This window comes from Streptomyces sp. NPDC058469 (assembly GCF_042721125.1).
Taxonomy (GTDB): Bacteria; Actinomycetota; Actinomycetes; order Streptomycetales; family Streptomycetaceae; genus Streptomyces.
Genome location: NZ_JBHXME010000091.1, coordinates 1 through 15,950, shown reverse-complemented (window position 1 = coordinate 15,950; position 15,950 = coordinate 1). Strand labels below are relative to the sequence as shown.

The 15,950-nt window shown below is 69.9% G+C and carries 14 protein-coding genes; 2 read left to right on the top strand and 12 right to left on the bottom strand.

Annotated features, from left to right (window positions below):
- Positions 1 to 135 precede the first annotated feature (135 nt).
- The 5 genes from ACFWP5_RS31760 to ureA form a co-directional block, all read right to left on the bottom strand.
- Positions 136 to 2,193 carry a hypothetical protein gene (locus ACFWP5_RS31760; protein WP_384164202.1) on the bottom strand — a complete coding sequence of 686 codons (2,058 nt, stop codon included), beginning with the start codon at positions 2,191 to 2,193 and terminating at the stop codon, positions 136 to 138.
- 121 nt (positions 2,194 to 2,314) lie between these two features.
- The gene (locus ACFWP5_RS31755) at positions 2,315 to 2,917 is read right to left on the bottom strand and encodes a TetR/AcrR family transcriptional regulator (RefSeq protein ID WP_384164199.1); all 603 of its coding nucleotides are present in this window, start codon (positions 2,915 to 2,917) and stop codon (positions 2,315 to 2,317) included.
- A gap of 16 nt (positions 2,918 to 2,933) precedes the next feature.
- Complete coding sequence (locus ACFWP5_RS31750) at positions 2,934 to 3,953, bottom strand: agmatine/peptidylarginine deiminase (RefSeq protein ID WP_384164196.1); 1,020 nt, start codon at positions 3,951 to 3,953, stop codon at positions 2,934 to 2,936.
- A gap of 29 nt (positions 3,954 to 3,982) precedes the next feature.
- Entirely contained in the window at positions 3,983 to 5,668 is a 1,686-nt protein-coding gene (locus ACFWP5_RS31745; protein WP_384164193.1) for an urease subunit alpha, read from the bottom strand.
- Positions 5,665 to 6,345, bottom strand: coding sequence for an urease subunit gamma (gene ureA / locus ACFWP5_RS31740; RefSeq protein ID WP_384164190.1), 681 nt, complete (start codon positions 6,343 to 6,345; stop codon positions 5,665 to 5,667). The genes ACFWP5_RS31745 and ureA overlap by 4 nt, the downstream gene beginning before the upstream one ends.
- A gap of 117 nt (positions 6,346 to 6,462) precedes the next feature.
- On the opposite strand from ureA, the gene ACFWP5_RS31735 reads away from it, so the two are divergent.
- Entirely contained in the window at positions 6,463 to 7,992 is a 1,530-nt protein-coding gene (locus ACFWP5_RS31735; RefSeq protein WP_384164187.1) for a cytosine permease, read from the top strand.
- A gap of 100 nt (positions 7,993 to 8,092) precedes the next feature.
- Here ACFWP5_RS31735 and ACFWP5_RS31730 read toward each other — a convergent pair whose 3' ends face one another.
- The 4 genes from ACFWP5_RS31730 to ACFWP5_RS31715 form a co-directional block, all read right to left on the bottom strand.
- The gene (locus tag ACFWP5_RS31730) at positions 8,093 to 9,415 is read right to left on the bottom strand and encodes a KamA family radical SAM protein (RefSeq protein ID WP_384164184.1); all 1,323 of its coding nucleotides are present in this window, start codon (positions 9,413 to 9,415) and stop codon (positions 8,093 to 8,095) included.
- A gap of 13 nt (positions 9,416 to 9,428) precedes the next feature.
- Positions 9,429 to 10,499 carry a hypothetical protein gene (locus ACFWP5_RS31725; RefSeq protein ID WP_384164181.1) on the bottom strand — a complete coding sequence of 357 codons (1,071 nt, stop codon included), beginning with the start codon at positions 10,497 to 10,499 and terminating at the stop codon, positions 9,429 to 9,431.
- 92 nt (positions 10,500 to 10,591) lie between these two features.
- On the bottom strand, positions 10,592 to 11,680 hold the full coding sequence (locus ACFWP5_RS31720; RefSeq protein ID WP_384164178.1) for a branched-chain amino acid aminotransferase: 1,089 nt from the start codon (positions 11,678 to 11,680) through the stop codon (positions 10,592 to 10,594).
- Positions 11,681 to 11,943: 263 nt separating this feature from the next.
- Positions 11,944 to 12,987: a 3-isopropylmalate dehydrogenase gene (locus tag ACFWP5_RS31715; RefSeq protein WP_384164175.1), complete on the bottom strand. Its 1,044-nt coding sequence runs from the start codon at positions 12,985 to 12,987 to the stop codon at positions 11,944 to 11,946.
- A 154-nt stretch (positions 12,988 to 13,141) separates the two neighbouring features.
- On the opposite strand from ACFWP5_RS31715, the gene ACFWP5_RS31710 reads away from it, so the two are divergent.
- Positions 13,142 to 14,710: a purple acid phosphatase family protein gene (locus ACFWP5_RS31710; RefSeq protein ID WP_384164172.1), complete on the top strand. Its 1,569-nt coding sequence runs from the start codon at positions 13,142 to 13,144 to the stop codon at positions 14,708 to 14,710.
- Positions 14,711 to 14,786: 76 nt separating this feature from the next.
- Here ACFWP5_RS31710 and ACFWP5_RS31705 read toward each other — a convergent pair whose 3' ends face one another.
- The 3 genes from ACFWP5_RS31705 to ACFWP5_RS31695 form a co-directional block, all read right to left on the bottom strand.
- Positions 14,787 to 14,918: a hypothetical protein gene (locus ACFWP5_RS31705; protein WP_366362211.1), complete on the bottom strand. Its 132-nt coding sequence runs from the start codon at positions 14,916 to 14,918 to the stop codon at positions 14,787 to 14,789.
- 266 nt (positions 14,919 to 15,184) lie between these two features.
- Positions 15,185 to 15,724, bottom strand: coding sequence for a GNAT family N-acetyltransferase (locus ACFWP5_RS31700; protein WP_384164168.1), 540 nt, complete (start codon positions 15,722 to 15,724; stop codon positions 15,185 to 15,187).
- Between the two features lie 24 nt (positions 15,725 to 15,748).
- A partial coding sequence (locus ACFWP5_RS31695; protein ID WP_384164165.1) for an alpha/beta fold hydrolase occupies positions 15,749 to 15,950 on the bottom strand: 202 nt, incomplete at its 5' end.

Genomic DNA, 15,950 nt, shown 5'->3' with positions numbered 1-15,950 from the left:
CCTGGTCGTACGAGGCGGTCACTGCGGACCGGCGCGCCTGCTGCCAATAATCGTGGCGAACGAGAACACGGACGCAGTCTGGCACACCCCGCGTCCGTGCTCACCGTCCGTCTCATGATGCGAACAGCCGGTTGATCAACTCGCCTGGCGGATGAACACGTCCGACACCCCGTTGGTGTCCCCAGTCACCAGATCGGGGGACGCCGACTCGAACGCCACGACTGTGCCGTCGTCATTGACGGAGGGATGCAGGGCCGGGAGATCGTTACGGCCGCCCCAACGGTCGGCGCTCATCAACTGCCGCTTGCCGGTGGAGAGTTCGATCAGGTACACGGAACCCCCCGCGGTGTACGCGACCCGCGCACCGTCCCCGGAGAGCGAGGGCTCCGCTCCCTTGGCGACCCGGGTCGTGGTCCCGGCGTCGAGATCACGGACGTAGACGTCCCTGCCGTGCTGGAAGGCGACCTTGCGCCCGTCCTCGCTGACGGAAGGCGCCGATGCCTTGTCGCCGGCCTTCTCCAGGGTGCCGGTGTCCAGGTCGCGGACATAGACGGCGCCGCCCTGCTCGAAGGCGATGTACCGGCCGTCGTAGCTGATGGACGGGTTGGTCGCCGCCTTGCCGGTGGGGGCGCTGACCACGTCGTCGGCGCCGCCGTTGAAGGTGAAGCGGTAGATCCGGGGCTGGGGCGCGGGGTCGGTGGAGGTGGCGGGCAGGGTGGCGGCGTAGGTGATCCACCGGCAGCCGGGTTCCATCGCGGGCTGTCCCATCCAGGTGAAGCGGGCGCCCTGGTAGGAGGCGAGGCCGGTCAGCTTTCCGACCGAGCGGTTGCGGATGAAGACCTCCGGGGCGCCGTCGGTCGCGTGCGACGCGACATAGCCGACCATGCGTCCGCTGGTGCAGGGTGTGCCTTCGGACGAGGGTTTCTGGGTGGCGTCGTTGACCTGGGAGATGCCTCCTGGCGCGTTGACGAAGACACTGCCGTCCGACGCGAAGGAGAGGTTGCGGCCGTCCGCCATCACCGGGTCGTGGGACGCGACGGTGCGCTGCTGACCGTCCCGCGTGAGGCTGATCCGTTCGGTGACGTACGGCATCGGGGCCGGGTGCGTGCCGAGTCGGCCCGAGTAGACGAACACGTCCGACTCCCCGTTGGTGTCGTCCGGCACCAGGTACGACACCGACGAACTGAACGTCACCGTACGGCCGTTGGCGGTCAGCACGTCCGATCCGGTCTGGCTGCCCCATGGGAGGGCGGCGCCCTTCCGCCCGGTCCGCAGGTCGCGCACCCGCGTGCCGTCCTCGCCCGAGACGACGGCGTACCGGCCGTCCGCCGTGACCGACTCCGGACGCCCCTCGGCCACGCGCCACGACTTCCCCGTGCGCAGGTCATGGACGTACAGACCGCCCTCGGCGTAGAGGAGAACGCGGCGGCCGTCCCCGGTGACACGGACCAGGTAGGCGGCGCCGAGGCCCGTGTCGACCTGGGTCCGCTCGCCCGTCGCCCGGTCCTTGACGTAGACGTCAGCCGGGTCGTCCTCGGAGCCGGTGCGGATGCCGTACGCGATCCGCTTGCCGTCGCCGCTCACCGAGGCGCCGTTCTTGTCGCCCTCCTCGGCCGGTGAGACCAGTTCGTCGGTGCCGGTGGCCGTGTCGCGGACGTAGAGGAGCCGGGTGGCGTCCGGGCCGTTGCGGTTGCCGAGGGTGTACGCGACGTGCGTGCCGTCCGGGCTGAGGGACTCCACGCGGCCCAACTCGTTTGATCCGGGCGGGTTTTCGGGCCACAGCCTCGTCGAGCTGCCGGTGCCGCGGTCGTACAGGTAAGGGGCCGTGAAGCGGGTGCCGGCGGAGTACGCGACCCGGCTCCCGTCCGCGCTCAACACCGGTGCGCTGTACGTGTGTCCGGGCCCGAGGTCGATCGCGGTCACTCCGCCGGTGGCCAGGTTCTTCACCCGCAGGCACGAGAAGGAGCGTGCGCAGCCGAAGCTAGGCGCGGTCGACGTGAACGCCACGGACCGGCCGTCGGCGCTGATCGCGGCCTCGGCGGACGACCCGTCGGCCTGGCTGCCGTCGGCCGCGGTGCTGACCCGTTCCGCACCGGGCGGCCGGTGCGGTGCCGCGTCGGCCGGGACGGCGGCGGCACCCAGCGCGAGGAGCAGCGCGGCCCCCAAGGACATGGTGGAGGTACGTCTGGACATCAACATGGCTTCCCCCGAAACCTCGTCGTCCCCCGGTCCCTCACCGGGAACTCACAGGGATGCAAGCGCACCGGGCTCCACAGGGTCAATCGGTCGTATTGCGTACAACCGGGACGGAAGGTCACGCGTCCGCGAGCAGCCCCTCGTCGAGGAACTCCCGTACATGGCCGAGAACTTGCTCCCGGTCCGTGCCCCGCAGCCCGATCGCCACGTGGATGGAGAAACCGTCGAGGAGAGCGCGGAGACGGGCGGCGAAACGGTCCGGGTCGACGGCCCGGAACTCACCCCGCGACACACCCTCCGCGATCAGCGCGACCAGGTCGCGGTGCCAGACGCCCTCGATGGCGGCCTGCCGGTCGCGGGCGTCGTCATCGGCGTTCTGCGAACGGTTCCAGACCTCCAGCCACAGGGTCCAGTGCGGATCGCGGTGCCCTTCGGGGACGTACAGGTCGACGTACGCGTCGACGCGCTCGCGGACCGTCGCCCCCGTACGGGTGAGCAGGCGTCCGCGCTCGGCGCCCAGCCTGCCCTCGCTCCACTCCAGGGCCTGGAGCAGCAGTTCGTCCTTGGAGTGGAAGTAGTAGAGGAGATGGCCGCTGCTCATGCCGACCTCACGGCCGAGCGCCGCCATGGTGAGCTGCTCCAGGCCACGTTCGGCGATCATGCCCATGGCTGCGGCGAGTACGTCCTCGCGCGGCGGCGCGTTCTTCCGCGCACCGGCCATCCCGACTCCTCCGGCCCTAGATCTTCGGCTGCTGCTGGGTGATGCAGTGGATGCCTCCACCGCCCGCGAAGATCGTACGGGCGTCCACCAGCGTGACCGTCCGCCCTGGGAACAGCCGGCGGAAGATCCCGGCCGCGATCTCGTCACGCGGGTCGTCGAAGGCGCAGAGGACGACCCCGCCGTTGCAGAGGTAGTGGTTGATGTAGGAGTAGTCGGCCCAGTGGCCGTCGGCCTCCAGGACGGTCGGGGCGGGCACCTCGACGACCTCCAGCCTCCGCCCGCGCGCGTCCGTTTGCGCCTTCAGCAGGCCGATGACCTCCTTGGTGATCTCGTGGTCGGGGTGCGCCGGGTCCGGCTGGTGATGCGCGACCACGACACCGGGGCGGGCGAACGCGGCGACGATGTCCACATGCCCCAACGTCCCGAATCCGTACGGGGGATAGTCGCCGCTGAGACCGCGCGGCAGCCAGATCGCCTTGTGGGTGCCGAGGTGGGCGTGGATCTCCGCCTCGACCTCCGCCTTCGTCCAGCCGGGGTTGCGCTCGGGGCCGAGCTGGACCGTCTCCGTGAGCAGCACCGTCCCCTCGCCGTCGACGTGGATCGCGCCACCCTCGTTGACGAGTTTCGAGGCGTACGTCGTCGCGCCCGCGAGGTCCGCGACGTACGAGCCGATCTTCGCGTCGTGCTCCCAGCGGGCCCAGCCCTGAGCGCCCCAGCCGTTGAACGTCCAGTCCACGGCGGCCAGTTCGTGACCATCGGTGACGAACGTGGGGCCGATGTCCCGCATCCACGCGTCGTCCAGCTCGCGCTCGACCAGGTCGACGTCCGGGCCGAGCAGCTCACGCGCCGACTCACCCTGCCCCGGCCCGTGCACCATCGTCACCGGTTCGAAGCGGCGCACGGCGCGGGCGACGGAGGCCCAGGCGGCGCGGGCCTCCGCCAGCTCCTCCTCGTTGGAGAAGGTCGGGTTGGGTCCGGGCCAGGCCATCCAGGTGCGCTCGTGCGGGGCCCACTCGGGCGGCATACGGAAGCTCATCAGAAGTCCTAAGTCTCAAGTTCTGAGTTCTAGAGGAAGTAGAGGCGGTTGAGGGAGACGGACTCGGCCGGTTCGGAGCGGAACGGTTCGCCGTCGAGGGTGACCAGGCCGGTGCGCTGGTCCACATCGACCGCTCCGGTACGGGAGTTGAGCCGCAGGTCGGCGGGCCCGATGCCCCGGGTGCCGCGAACTGCCACGCGTCGGCGCCGAGTTGGCATCGAGTCGTTGCCCTGGTCCAGGGCTGCCTGGGCCACGAACGCCACGGAGATGTCGGCGGGTGTCGAACCGTGCGCGCCGAACTGCGGTCCCAGGACGAGGGGTTCGCAGGTGTCGGTCGCCGCGTTGGGGTCACCGACCACGCCGTAGGCCGGGAACCCGGACTTCAGGACGAGCTGCGGTTTGGCGCCGAAGTACTCGGGCCGCCACAGCACGATGTCCGCGAGCTTGCCGACCTCGATGGAGCCGACCTCGTGCGAAAGTCCGTGTGCGATCGCGGGGTTGATGGTCAGCTTGGCGATGTAGCGCAGGACGCGGTCGTTGTCGTGGTCCGTCTCCGGAGAACCGCCGAGCGCGCCGAACTCGGCCTTCATCTTCCCGGCCATGGCGAACGTACGGCGTACGGTCTCGCCGGCCCGGCCCATGCCCTGTGCGTCGGACGAGGTGATGCCGATCGCGCCCAGGTCGTGCAGCACGTCCTCGGCGCCCATCGTGCCGGCGCGGATGCGGTCGCGGGCCATCGCGGCGTCGCCGGGCAGGTCGGTCTTCAGGTCGTGGACGGAGACGATCATGCCGTAGTGCTCGGCGACCGCGTCCCGGCCGAAGGGGAGGGTCGGGTTGGTGGAGGAGCCGATGACGTTGGCAACTCCGGCCATTTTCAGGACATTCGGCACATGCCCGCCGCCGCAGCCCTCGATGTGGAAGGCGTGGATCGTCCGGCCGTCCAGGACACGCAGGGTGTCCTCGACGGACAGGCACTCGTTCAACCCGTCGCTGTGCAGGGCGACTTGGACGTCGTACTCCTCGGCGACCCGCAACGCGGTGTCCAGCGCGCGGGCGTGGGCGCCCATGTCCTCGTGCACCTTGAAGCCGCTGGCCCCGCCTTCGGCGAGCGCCTCGATCAACGGGGCGTCCGAGGACGACGAACCCCGGCCCAGGAAGCCGATGTTGACCGGCCAGGCGTCGAAGGCGTTGAAGGCATGGCGCAGCGCCCAGGGCGAGTTGACGCCGACGCCCCACACCGGGCCGAACTCCTGCCCGATGATCGTGGTCACCCCGGAGGCGAGCGAGGCCTCCATGATGCGCGGCGACAGCAGATGGACGTGCGTGTCGACGGCGCCGGCGGTGGCGATCAGCCCCTCGCCGGACACGATGGAGGTACCGGTGCCGACGACGACGTCCACGCCGTCGAGGGTGTCGGGGTTACCGGCTCGCCCGATCGAGCAGATCCGCCCCTCCCGAATCCCGATGGACACCTTGCGGATGCCCTGCGCCGCGTCGATCACGACGACGTTGCTGATCACGACGTCGCAGGTCTCGCGCACGGCGGCGGCCTTGAGGTGCAGTCCGTCGCGGGCCGTCTTGCCGAACCCGGCGAGGAACTCGTCGCCGTAGCGCTGCGAGTCGGACTCGACGCGGATGGTCAGTCCCGAGTCGCCAAGGCGGACGCGGTCGCCTGCGCGGGGGCCGTGGGTGGCGGCGTACTCGTACGGGTTCACAGCTCAACCCCCAGGTATCCGCAGGCGGTTGCGCGACGGAGCGCCTCTTCCTTCGCACCCGGCGCGTCCAGCGGGCCGTCGACGAGGCCCGCGAAACCGATCGCGATCCGCTCGCCGCCGATCGGCAGCAGGCCGACCTCGGCGCTCTCGCCCGGCCCGAAGCGGACGGACGAACCGGCGGGTACGGCGAGCCGCATGCCGTAGGCCTCGGCGCGGGGGAAGTCGAGGCGCGGGTTGGCCTCGAAGAAGTGGAAGTGGGAGGTCACGGAGACGGGGACGGTCGCGGTGTTGGTGACCGTGACGCGGACGACGGCCTCGGATTCGGCGTGCGGCGGTCCCGGGAGCAGGGCGCCCGGAGCGTCCCCGGCCAGTCCCCCGCCGATCGGATCCGAGACCACCGCGAGGCGCGAACCGTCGTCGAAGACCGCCTCGACATGCACCTCGGTGACGATGTCGGCGACGCCCGGCAGGACGTCGTCCGGCCCCAGGACTGACCGGGCACGCTCGATCGCGAAGGCAAGCCGAGCACCGTCCCGAGCCGCCTCGCACACCGTGTCCGCGATGAGCGCGGTGGCCTCCGGCACGTTGAGCTTCAGGCCGCGTACCTTGCGGGCGCGGGCCAGTTCGGCGGCCGAGAACAGCAGCAGCCGGTCGCGTTCCGTGGGGGTCAGTCTCATCCCGTATCCCTCCTTTAGAGCATCACTCTAAACGGTAAAAGCCATCTCCGGAACGGTTGACGCGCCACCCTCACTCGGTTCACATTGAACGTCACTCTAAGAAAGAGGTGACCCACCATGCCGATAGAACAGCGCGGAGTCGACACCATCCCCGACGAGGAGCGCACCAGCGGTCCGCGTGACCTCGTGTCGATCCTGCTCGGTTCCAACCTCTGTCTCGGCGTGATCATCTTCGGCTGGCTGCCGCCGTCGTTCGGCCTCGGCTGGTGGGCCTCCGTCTCCTCGATCGTGGCGGGCACGGTGGTCGGGACGCTGTTCACGGCTCCGCTGGCCCTGGTCTCCCTGCGCACCGCGACCAACCTGTCGACGTCGTCCGGCGCCCAGTTCGGGGTGCGGGGCCGTCTGGTCGGCTCGGTCGTGGGCCTGCTCCTCGCCCTCGGGTACACCGCGCTGACCGTGTGGATCGGCGGCGATGTGATGGTGGGCGTGCTGCACCGGCTGTTCGGACTGCCGGAGGGCGGGGCGTCGTACGCCGTCGTGTACGCGCTGCTCGCCGGGGCGACCGTCGCGGGCGCGGTGTACGGGTACCGGGTGCTGCTCGCGATGTCCCGCGTGCTCTCGGTCGGCATGACGGCGCTGCTGATCCTGGGCGTGGTCGCGTACGCCCCGCACTTCACGACCGCCGCGCTGCCGGGGGCGGGCGGCTATCTGCTGGGCGGGTTCTGGCCGACGTGGTGTCTGGCGACGGTGGCGGCGGGACTGTCCGGGCCGATCGCGTTCATCACCCTGCTGGGCGACTACACGCGCTACGTCTCCCCGGTCCGCCACACCTCCCGCACGGTCCTGCACGCGACCTGGCTCGGGCTGATCGCCGGTCTCCTCGTCCCTCAACTCTTCGGTACGTTCACGGCGTTCGGGGCGCGGGCGGCCCTCGACTACGCGGGCCCGCTGGTATCGGCGTCGCCCACCTGGTACCTGGTCCCGCTCCTGCTCGCCGCCTCGGCGGGCTCGGTCGGCAACGCCGGGCTGATGCTCTACTCCATGGGCCTCGACCTGGACGCGATCCTGCCCCGCGCCTCCCGGGCCCGGGCGACCTGCGCGGTCGCGATCGTCGCCATGGTCTGCGTCTTCGTCGGCCACTACGCCTGGAACGCGCAGTCCGCGATGACGTCCTTCGTGCTCCTGCTCACAGCGATCGGCACGCCGTGGGCGGTGATCACCCTCATCGGCTTCGTGCGGTGCCGGGGGATGTACGACGCGGACGCCCTCCAGGTCTTCAACCGCCGCTCCCTGGGCGGGATTTACTGGTACCGGGGCGGCTGGAATCTGCGTGCGGTGATCGCGTGGGCGGTGGGTGCGGGAGTCGGGCTGCTGGCGGTGTCGCTGCCGTCGTACGAGGGGCCGTTGCTGTCGTGGACGGGCGGGGTGGACTGCAGTTTCTTGTTGTCGGGGGCGGTGGGCGGCGTGGTGTATCTGAGCCTGTCTCTCCGAACAGCCCCTGGCACGGGCCGCCCGGGCGAGGCCCCGGCCGGGGTCGGCGCTACAGCAGGCGAACTGCAGCGAAGGCTGGGATGCAGAGGGCCATCGACCCGGCGAAAGCCAGCGCTGCCGATCGAACCACGGTGGTCGCGCCGTGACCGTCTTTGACGCCGAGGAGAGCCGCGACCAGCGCCACGACCACGGACAGGAGAACGGCGACGAGCGCGTAGGCGACGGTCACCGCAGGCTGAGGTGAGGCACCCACGGGTCACACCTGCCCGAGCCCCGGCAGGAACTCGCTCAAGCCGAACGCCGGCTTCAGGTCGGTGAACCACGTCGCGTTCTCGTCGTAGGCCGCGAAGAACGGGCGGTCGACGAGGGACGGGTCGCGGGCCTGGATCAGGTGGAGAACGAAGACCTTCTCGCCGGCCACCTCCGCGATTCCGTCGACGCAGACCTTGCCCGGCATCGCGGACATGACCGGGCCGCGGACCGTGCGGGCGAGGCCGGAGACGCGGGCGTAGGCGTCGCGGAAGATCTGGTGGCCGCGGGCCAGCGGGACGCCGAAGTAGCCCTGGGGGCCGGTGTCGCGCTCGACGAACTGGTAGTACGGCACGGCGCCGAGCGTGGTCGTCTCGTCCCACAACTCGGCCCATGCCTCGGCATTGTCGTTGATGCCGGCCACCAGCGGGCCCTGGCAGCGGATCACGGCGCCCGTGCCGCGTACGCGGCGCATCGCGTCCCGCACGACCGGCGGGCGCAGCTCCTGCGGGTGGGTGAAGTGGGCCATCAGGGCCAGGTGACGGCCGCTCGCCACCACCTTCTCGAAGAGGCGCAGCAAGTCGTCGGCGTCGCGGTCGGTCGTGAAGCGGTACGGCCAGAAGGCGAGGGACTTGGTGCCGATGCGGATCGAGCGGATCGTGTCGATCTCCAGGAGGGGATCGACGTAGCGGCGAAGGACTTCCGTGCTCATCACCAGCGGGTCGCCGCCCGTGATCAGTGTGCTGGTGACCTCGGGGTGGGCCCGGAGGTAGGCGGTGGTCGTGCCGATGTCGTCGGTGGCGATGCGGAGTTCGGACTCGCCGACGAACTGGGGCCAGCGGAAGCAGTACGTGCAGTAGGCGTGGCAGGTCTGGCCCTGGCGGGGGAAGATCAGCACCGTCTCGGGGTACTTGTGCTGGAGCCCTTCCAGGCGCTCGCCCTCGTACACGGGCACATTGGCGTCGAGCTGGCCCGAGGGGTGCGGGTTGAGCTTCATCCGGATCTCGTGGGCCGCGCGCAGGACTTCGGCCTTGGGCGCCTCCTGGGAGAGGAGGTCCGCCATCTGCTTGAGATCGGGCTCGGGCAACATCCCGGCCTGCGGGAACGTCAGCCGGAAGATCGGGTCGTCTGGCACCGCCGACCAGTCGATCAACTCGTCGACGACATACGTGTTCGTACGGAACGGCAGAACCGAGGCGACGGCCCGCAGGGCGAGCCGTTCGGTGGCCGGGATGGACACGCGCTGCAACAGACCGTCCAGGTCACGGGGTGTGAAGGCGCGAAATCGGGTGCTGCTCGTGTGCGGAGCAAGGTGGAGCGCTGAACTCATTGGTGCAGGGCCTCTATTCCGTGACCAGGACCGTCGGCCGCAATTCGACGAATGCGGTCGCCGACGCATCGTACTTCTCCGCGAAGTTCTGCCTGAGCAGCTCATGCAGAGCGCTCTCGTCGTCGACGACGATCAGCTCGTGCGCGCCCGGCACGGTCAAGGCCTCGCTGAACGCGCTGAGTTGGTCGAGGCGATGGCGTGCCATGTAGGAGACCAGGTCGTGTCCGGCGACGTACAGACCGTCGTCGACGAAGACGAACCGGCAGGTGAACTGCCGTCGGCCGTCGGTCGCGTCGACCAGGGTCACCGGCAGATGGGTGAACCGTTCCATCGGCTTGCTCTGCTGCCACAGTTCGTCGAAACGCTGCTCGACGAACGCCCCGAGCGGGGAGCGGACGGCGACTTCGAGCTGGACGCCCTCGCCGGAGAGCCGGCCGACGGTGAGGAAGGACACCAGGGAGCGTTCGTCCCAGCGGTAGAGAGTCACACCGGGGGAGGTCGAGCAGAGCCGGACTTCGAGGAACTGGCGTGAGGTGTCGTCGAGTCGGCGGGCGAAGTGGCTGAGCGTGCGCAGGTTGCGCAGGATGTCGCGGCGGATGTCGGCACTCCGCTCGCCCAGTTCACGGCCGCGCAGGATCACGGCGAGGGAGTCGGGGTCCAGGAGCAGGATCTGCACCCGGGCGCCGTGCGCGGTCGCGGACCTGATGCCGCGGAAGAGGCGTTCGGAGTACTGGGGGCCGAACAGGTTGGAGAAGGTGTCCAGCACCTTCACGTTCGACGTGGAGCCGTAGACCTGGGCGCTGAACCACTCGTAGTCGAGCCGGGTGTGTTCGCGGACCCGGCCCTCCTGGGCGCGGGAGATCAGCGGGCCGATCACGAAGACGGTGATGACGACGCCGACGATGTCGGTGCCCAGGTTGAGGGTGAGGTTCTCGCCGTAGTTGTCCATGCGCTTGGCGAACCACAGCAGCAGGCCGGCGCAGGCGGCGAGCAGAAGGAGCACGGTGAGGCTCTGCGGGCGGCGTGGGGTGCGCAGGGCGCGGAGCAGCCAGCGTGGCCTCGCCAGCGGCGACCGTCCGTTCACCCGTGCTCCCTCCCCCGTGGATTCAGGAGATACCCGTACGGGGGAGGAGCTACGCGTCGAACCGACTTCCGGCGCTCGACCGGGAGTCGGGCTCAGCCCAGCGGGTGCATCCAGCCGTGCTTGTCGGGGGTGTCGCCGCGCTGGATGTCGAGGAGGGCCGCGCGGAGCTTCAGCGTGACCTCGCCGGGCTCACCGGCGGACTGGTGCCATTCGGCGCCGGTGCGCTTGACCGTGCCGACCGGGGTGATGACCGCGGCCGTACCGCAGGCGAAGACCTCCGTCAGCGTGCCGTTCTCGGAGTCGCGCTGCCACTGCTCGATGGAGATCCGGCCCTCCTCGGGGGTGTAGCCGAGGTCACGGGCGAGGGTGAGGAGGGAGTCACGGGTGACGCCCTCCAGGATCGAGCCGGTGAGGGTGGGGGTGATAATCCTGTCGCCGTACACGAAGTACAGGTTCATGCCGCCGAGTTCCTCGACCCACTTGCGATCGACCGCGTCGAGGTAGCAGACCTGGGCGCAGCCCTGCTCGGCGGCCTCGGCCTGGGCGAGGAGGGAAGCGGCGTAGTTGCCGCCGGTCTTGGCGTCGCCCATGCCGCCGGGGACGGCGCGGACGTGGTCCTCGGAGACCCAGATGGAGACGGGCTTCACGCCACCGGGGAAGTAGGCGCCGGCCGGGGAGGCGATGACCAGGAAGAGGTACTCGTTGGCGGGCTTCACGCCCAGGCCGACCTCGGTCGCGATCATGAACGGGCGCAGGTACAGGGACTCTTCGCCGCCGTGCGCCGGGACCCAGTCGCGGTCCTGCTGGACCAGCACGTCACAGGCCTCGATGAACGTCTCGACCGGCAGCTCCGGCATGCCGAGCCGGCGGGCGGAGGTCTGGAAGCGGCGGGCGTTCTTCTCGGGGCGGAAGGTGGCGACGGAGCCGTCGGCCTGCCGGTAGGCCTTGAGGCCCTCGAAGATCTCCTGCGCGTAGTGCAGGGTCATGTTCGCGGGGTCGAGGGAGAGCGGGCCGTACGGCACGAGCTGGCCGTCGTGCCAGCCGCGGCCCTCGGTCCACTTGATCGTCACCATGTGGTCGGTGAAGTGGCGGCCGAACCCGGGGTTCGTCAGAATCGCGTCGCGCTCGGCGGCGGAAAGTGGCGAGGCCGAGGGCTTGAGCTCGATCGTGGGCGTCGTCATGAGTGGTTGTCCTTCACCGGTTGTGTGTGACGGGCCGCGCTCACGCCTTCGACTGCCAGTGGCCAGTGTTAGGACGTCCGAGCATTGCCTCATTCCGCGGCTCCGCGTTCGATTATCGCGCGTGGTGGACCGTGGACGAAAACGGCGTGAATGCGACCCAGGGATGATGGTGGCACCCGGCGGGGACGTAAGAAAAGCCGCCGGGTGCGGTTGCGACCCGGCGGCTTCGAAAGACTGCGAGAGTTTCGAGTGAGGCGGCGGGGTCAGCCGGCTACTCGTACGGCGAGCGCGTCGCCGATCTCGGTGGTGCCGCGGGCGGGCTTGCCGGTGCGCTCCGCGAGGTCGGCGGAGACGGCGTCCTCGATGCGGACGGCCTCGGACTCGTAGCCGAGGTGGCGCAGCAGGAGGGCGACGGACAGGACCGTGGCGGTGGGGTCGGCCTTGCCCTGGCCCGCGATGTCGGGCGCGGAGCCGTGCACCGGCTCGAACATCGAGGGGAACTCGCCGGACGGGTTGATGTTCCCGCTCGCGGCGACGCCGATGCCGCCGGAGACGGCCGCGGCGAGGTCGGTGATGATGTCGCCGAAGAGGTTGTCGGTGACGATCACGTCGAAGCGGGCGGGGTCGGTGACGAGGTAGATCGTCGCCGCGTCCACGTGGATGTAGTCGGTGGCGACCTCGGGGAACTCCGCGGCGACCTTGTTGAACACGTTCGTCCACAGGTGGCCCGCGAAGGTCAGCACGTTGTTCTTGTGGACCAGCGTGAGCTTCTTGCGCGGGCGGGCCTGGGCGCGGGCGAAGGCGTCACGGACGACGCGCTCGACACCGAAGGCCGTGTTGACGGAGACCTCGGTGGCGACCTCGTGCTCGGTGCCCTTGCGGATCGTGCCGCCGTTGCCGGTGTACGGGCCCTCGGTGCCCTCACGGACCACGACGAAGTCGATCTCCGGCTCGCCGGCGAGGGGGGTCGCCACTCCCGGGAGCAGCTTGCTCGGCCGCAGGTTCACGTGGTGGTCGAAGGCGAAGCGCAGCTTGAGCAGGAAACCCCGCTCCAGGACACCGGACGGGACCGACGGGTCACCGATCGCGCCGAGCAGGATCGCGTCGTGCGGCTTCAGCGCGGCCAGGTCGGCGTCGGTGAGGGTCTCACCGGTGGCGTGGTAGCGCCGGGCGCCGAAGTCGAACTCCTTGGTCTCCAGCTTCACGTCCTGCGGAAGGACGGCGGAGAGGACTTTCAGACCTTCGGCCACGACTTCCTGACCGATGCCGTCACCGGGGATCACTGCGAGATCGATGCTGCGAGACATGCCCGCCACCGTACTCCGCGTCCCATGGGATGACACGGGGTGTCCGCGATACGGACAGCGCCGGGGCGGCCGGGGCAGGGTCGGCGTCGGCCGTTCGACGTACGTTCACCCCTACGCATGGCCCCCGTTGAGATTCGCTGGGAACTTCATCGACATGGAGACACCAGATGTCGGCATCCCGGAGCACCTCGCGGCCCGGATGAGCATGGCCGAGCAGTACGAGTACCTGCGCACCAAGCTGTCCCGGCGCCGCACGCTGGTGTCGGCGGGCGCGGTGGCGGGCGGGCTGCTCACGGGGTGCACGACCGGTGGCACGGGAACCAGCGACCAGAAGACCGCCGTCAGCTCCCCCGCGACCTCCAAGGTGCCCGGCGCGGCCGTCACACCCTTCGGCCGCCATCTCGCCTTCGGCGCCGACCCGAAGACGGGGATGCGGATCTCCTGGCAGGTGCCGTTCGCGGTCAGGAACCCGTACGTACGGGTGGGGACGAAGCCGGACGACTTGAGCCGCCGGATCACCGCCGAGGTACGCGACCTGCACACCCCGGGGCTGACGGGCGTGCGCCCCGCGGTCGAGCAGTACTACGTCCACGCGGCCCTGAACGACCTCCACCCCGGCACGACGTACTACTACGGCGTCGGACACGAGGGCTTCGACCCGGCGACGCCGGCACACCGCTCGACGATCGGTTCGTTCCGTACGGCGCCGGCGAGCCCGGAGAAGTTCGTGTTCACGGCCTTCGGGGACCAGGGCGTGAGCAACGCGGCCGTCGCCAACGACCATGTCCTGCTGCGCCAGAACCCCGCCTTCCACCTGCACGCCGGCGACATCTGCTACGCGGACACCAACGGCCTGGGCAAGACGACGGACGGCTACGACCCGACGTACTGGAACCTGTTCCTCAAGCAGAACGAGCCGGTCTCCCGGTCCGTCCCGTGGATGGTGACGACCGGCAACCACGACATGGAGGCGTGGTACTCCCCCGACGGCTACGGCGGCCAGCTCGCCCGCTGGTCCCTCCCGGAGAACGGCTTCGACCCGACGCACGCGCCGGCCGTGTACTCCTTCGTCTACGGCAACGTCGGCGTCGTGGCGCTCGACGCGAACGACGTGTCGTACGAGATTCCCGCCAACCTCGGTTACACGGACGGGAAGCAGACGAAGTGGCTGGACGGCAGGCTGCGTGAGCTGCGGGCGACGAAGGGGGTCGACTTCGTCGTGGTCTTCTTCCACCACTGCGCCTACTCGACCTCGCAGCACGCCTCGGACGGCGGCGTGCGCGCCGAGTGGCTGCCGCTGTTCGCCAAGCACCAGGTGGACCTGGTGATCAACGGGCACAACCACGTCTACGAGCGGACCGACGCGATCAGGAACGGCGAGGTCGGCAGGGCGGTACCCATCGGCGCGTCCACGGATCCGACGCGGGACGGGATCGTCTACGTCACGGCGGGCGGCGGCGGGCGGGACCTCTACGGGTTCCCGGCGGGCGTCAAGGAGAGCTACGAGGGGCACGTCACGCGGCACGGGGCGGTCGACACCGTGCAGTGGGCGAAGGACCAGCAGACCAGGGCGGAGACGGTGGAGTGGTCGCGGGTGCGCTACCGGGGCTTCTCCCTCCTCTCGGTGGAGGCGGAGAGCGGCAGCACTCCCAAGCTCAAGGTGTCGGCGCTGGACCAGAACAGCGAGCGCATCGACCACTTCGAGGTGCGGCGCGGTCACTGAGACCGCGCCGCACCTCGTGCGGGCGCGGCTCCCGGTACGTGGGCGTGCTTTTAAGGCTTACAGGGGCTACGTCGGCTCAGTGGCCGGTCTCGCCGCCGTTGTCCCGGCGGTCGAGGGCGCGCTGGAGGGCGGCGGCGGCGTTCTTGCGCTCGGACTCGCTCGTGCGGGACACGTGGCGGACTCGGCGGCGGGCGGTCGTCTCGGCCATGGAGAATCGACTCCTTCGATAATTCCTGGAGTGCGGAAGGGAGTTACGAGACGCCGGAAGGGGCGGGGAGCGACGGACCACAGGGGTTGCCTGCACGGTGTCCGGCTCACGACCGCCATTCGCTTGGTCTAGCGAGACGTTCGGCTCCTACAAAGCTAGGACAGGACCGCGCATCTGTCTCCACAATTACTCGGACTTCCTACTATCTGAGACGGTGAAACGAGTCACACGCGGCTGACCTGCGGTTTCACAAAACGCGGTGTCCGTCAGAGCACGTCCCCGTCACGCCAGTCGAAGAGGAGGTCGCTGCCGAGGTCGAGGGGCCCGGCGAGCGCGGGCCGGACGTACGTGCTGTCCTCCTCCTCGGGCAGGTGGACGATGCCGTCCGGGCCGAGGGCGGAGATCTTGCCGCCCCACAGCTGCCAGCCGCGCGCGGTGTAGAGACGGGCCCCGTCGTCGCTGGCGCCGAGCAGCCCGACGTCGTAGGCGTGATCGACGATCCGCTCCAGCTCGGCCATGACCAGCCCGCCATACCCCCTGCGCCGGGCGTCGGGCCGTACACCGACCCCCTCCACATACCCGACCCGCAGCCAGCGCCCGCGGTACCGCACCCGGCGCATGACGACCGACCCGTGCGCGACGAGCCCGGTGTCGTCGGCGAGCAGCGCGTGGACGCCGCCGAGTCCGTGCTCCCAGTCCTGGTCGGTGAGATCACCGGCGAAGGCCGCGTCCAGCAGTTCGCGGGCGGCACGGAGGTCGGCCGGGGTGAGGTCCGCCGTGTGGGCGGTGCGCATACGGATGGTCACGGGGTCAGTATCGGAGACGATGCCTCACAGCGCTGCCGTCATCACCGCATCCCGAAATCCGTACGGATCCTCGACCCACGGAAGATGGCCGCTGTTCGCCAGGGTCACCCGGCGCACCCGGGGCAGCGCCCGCACGAGCGAGTCGACGGCCGAGCGGGGCCGGATGTCCCGCTCCCCGTCCACGACGGCCACGGGCAACTCCAGTGCCCGGCAGGCGGTGTAGAGG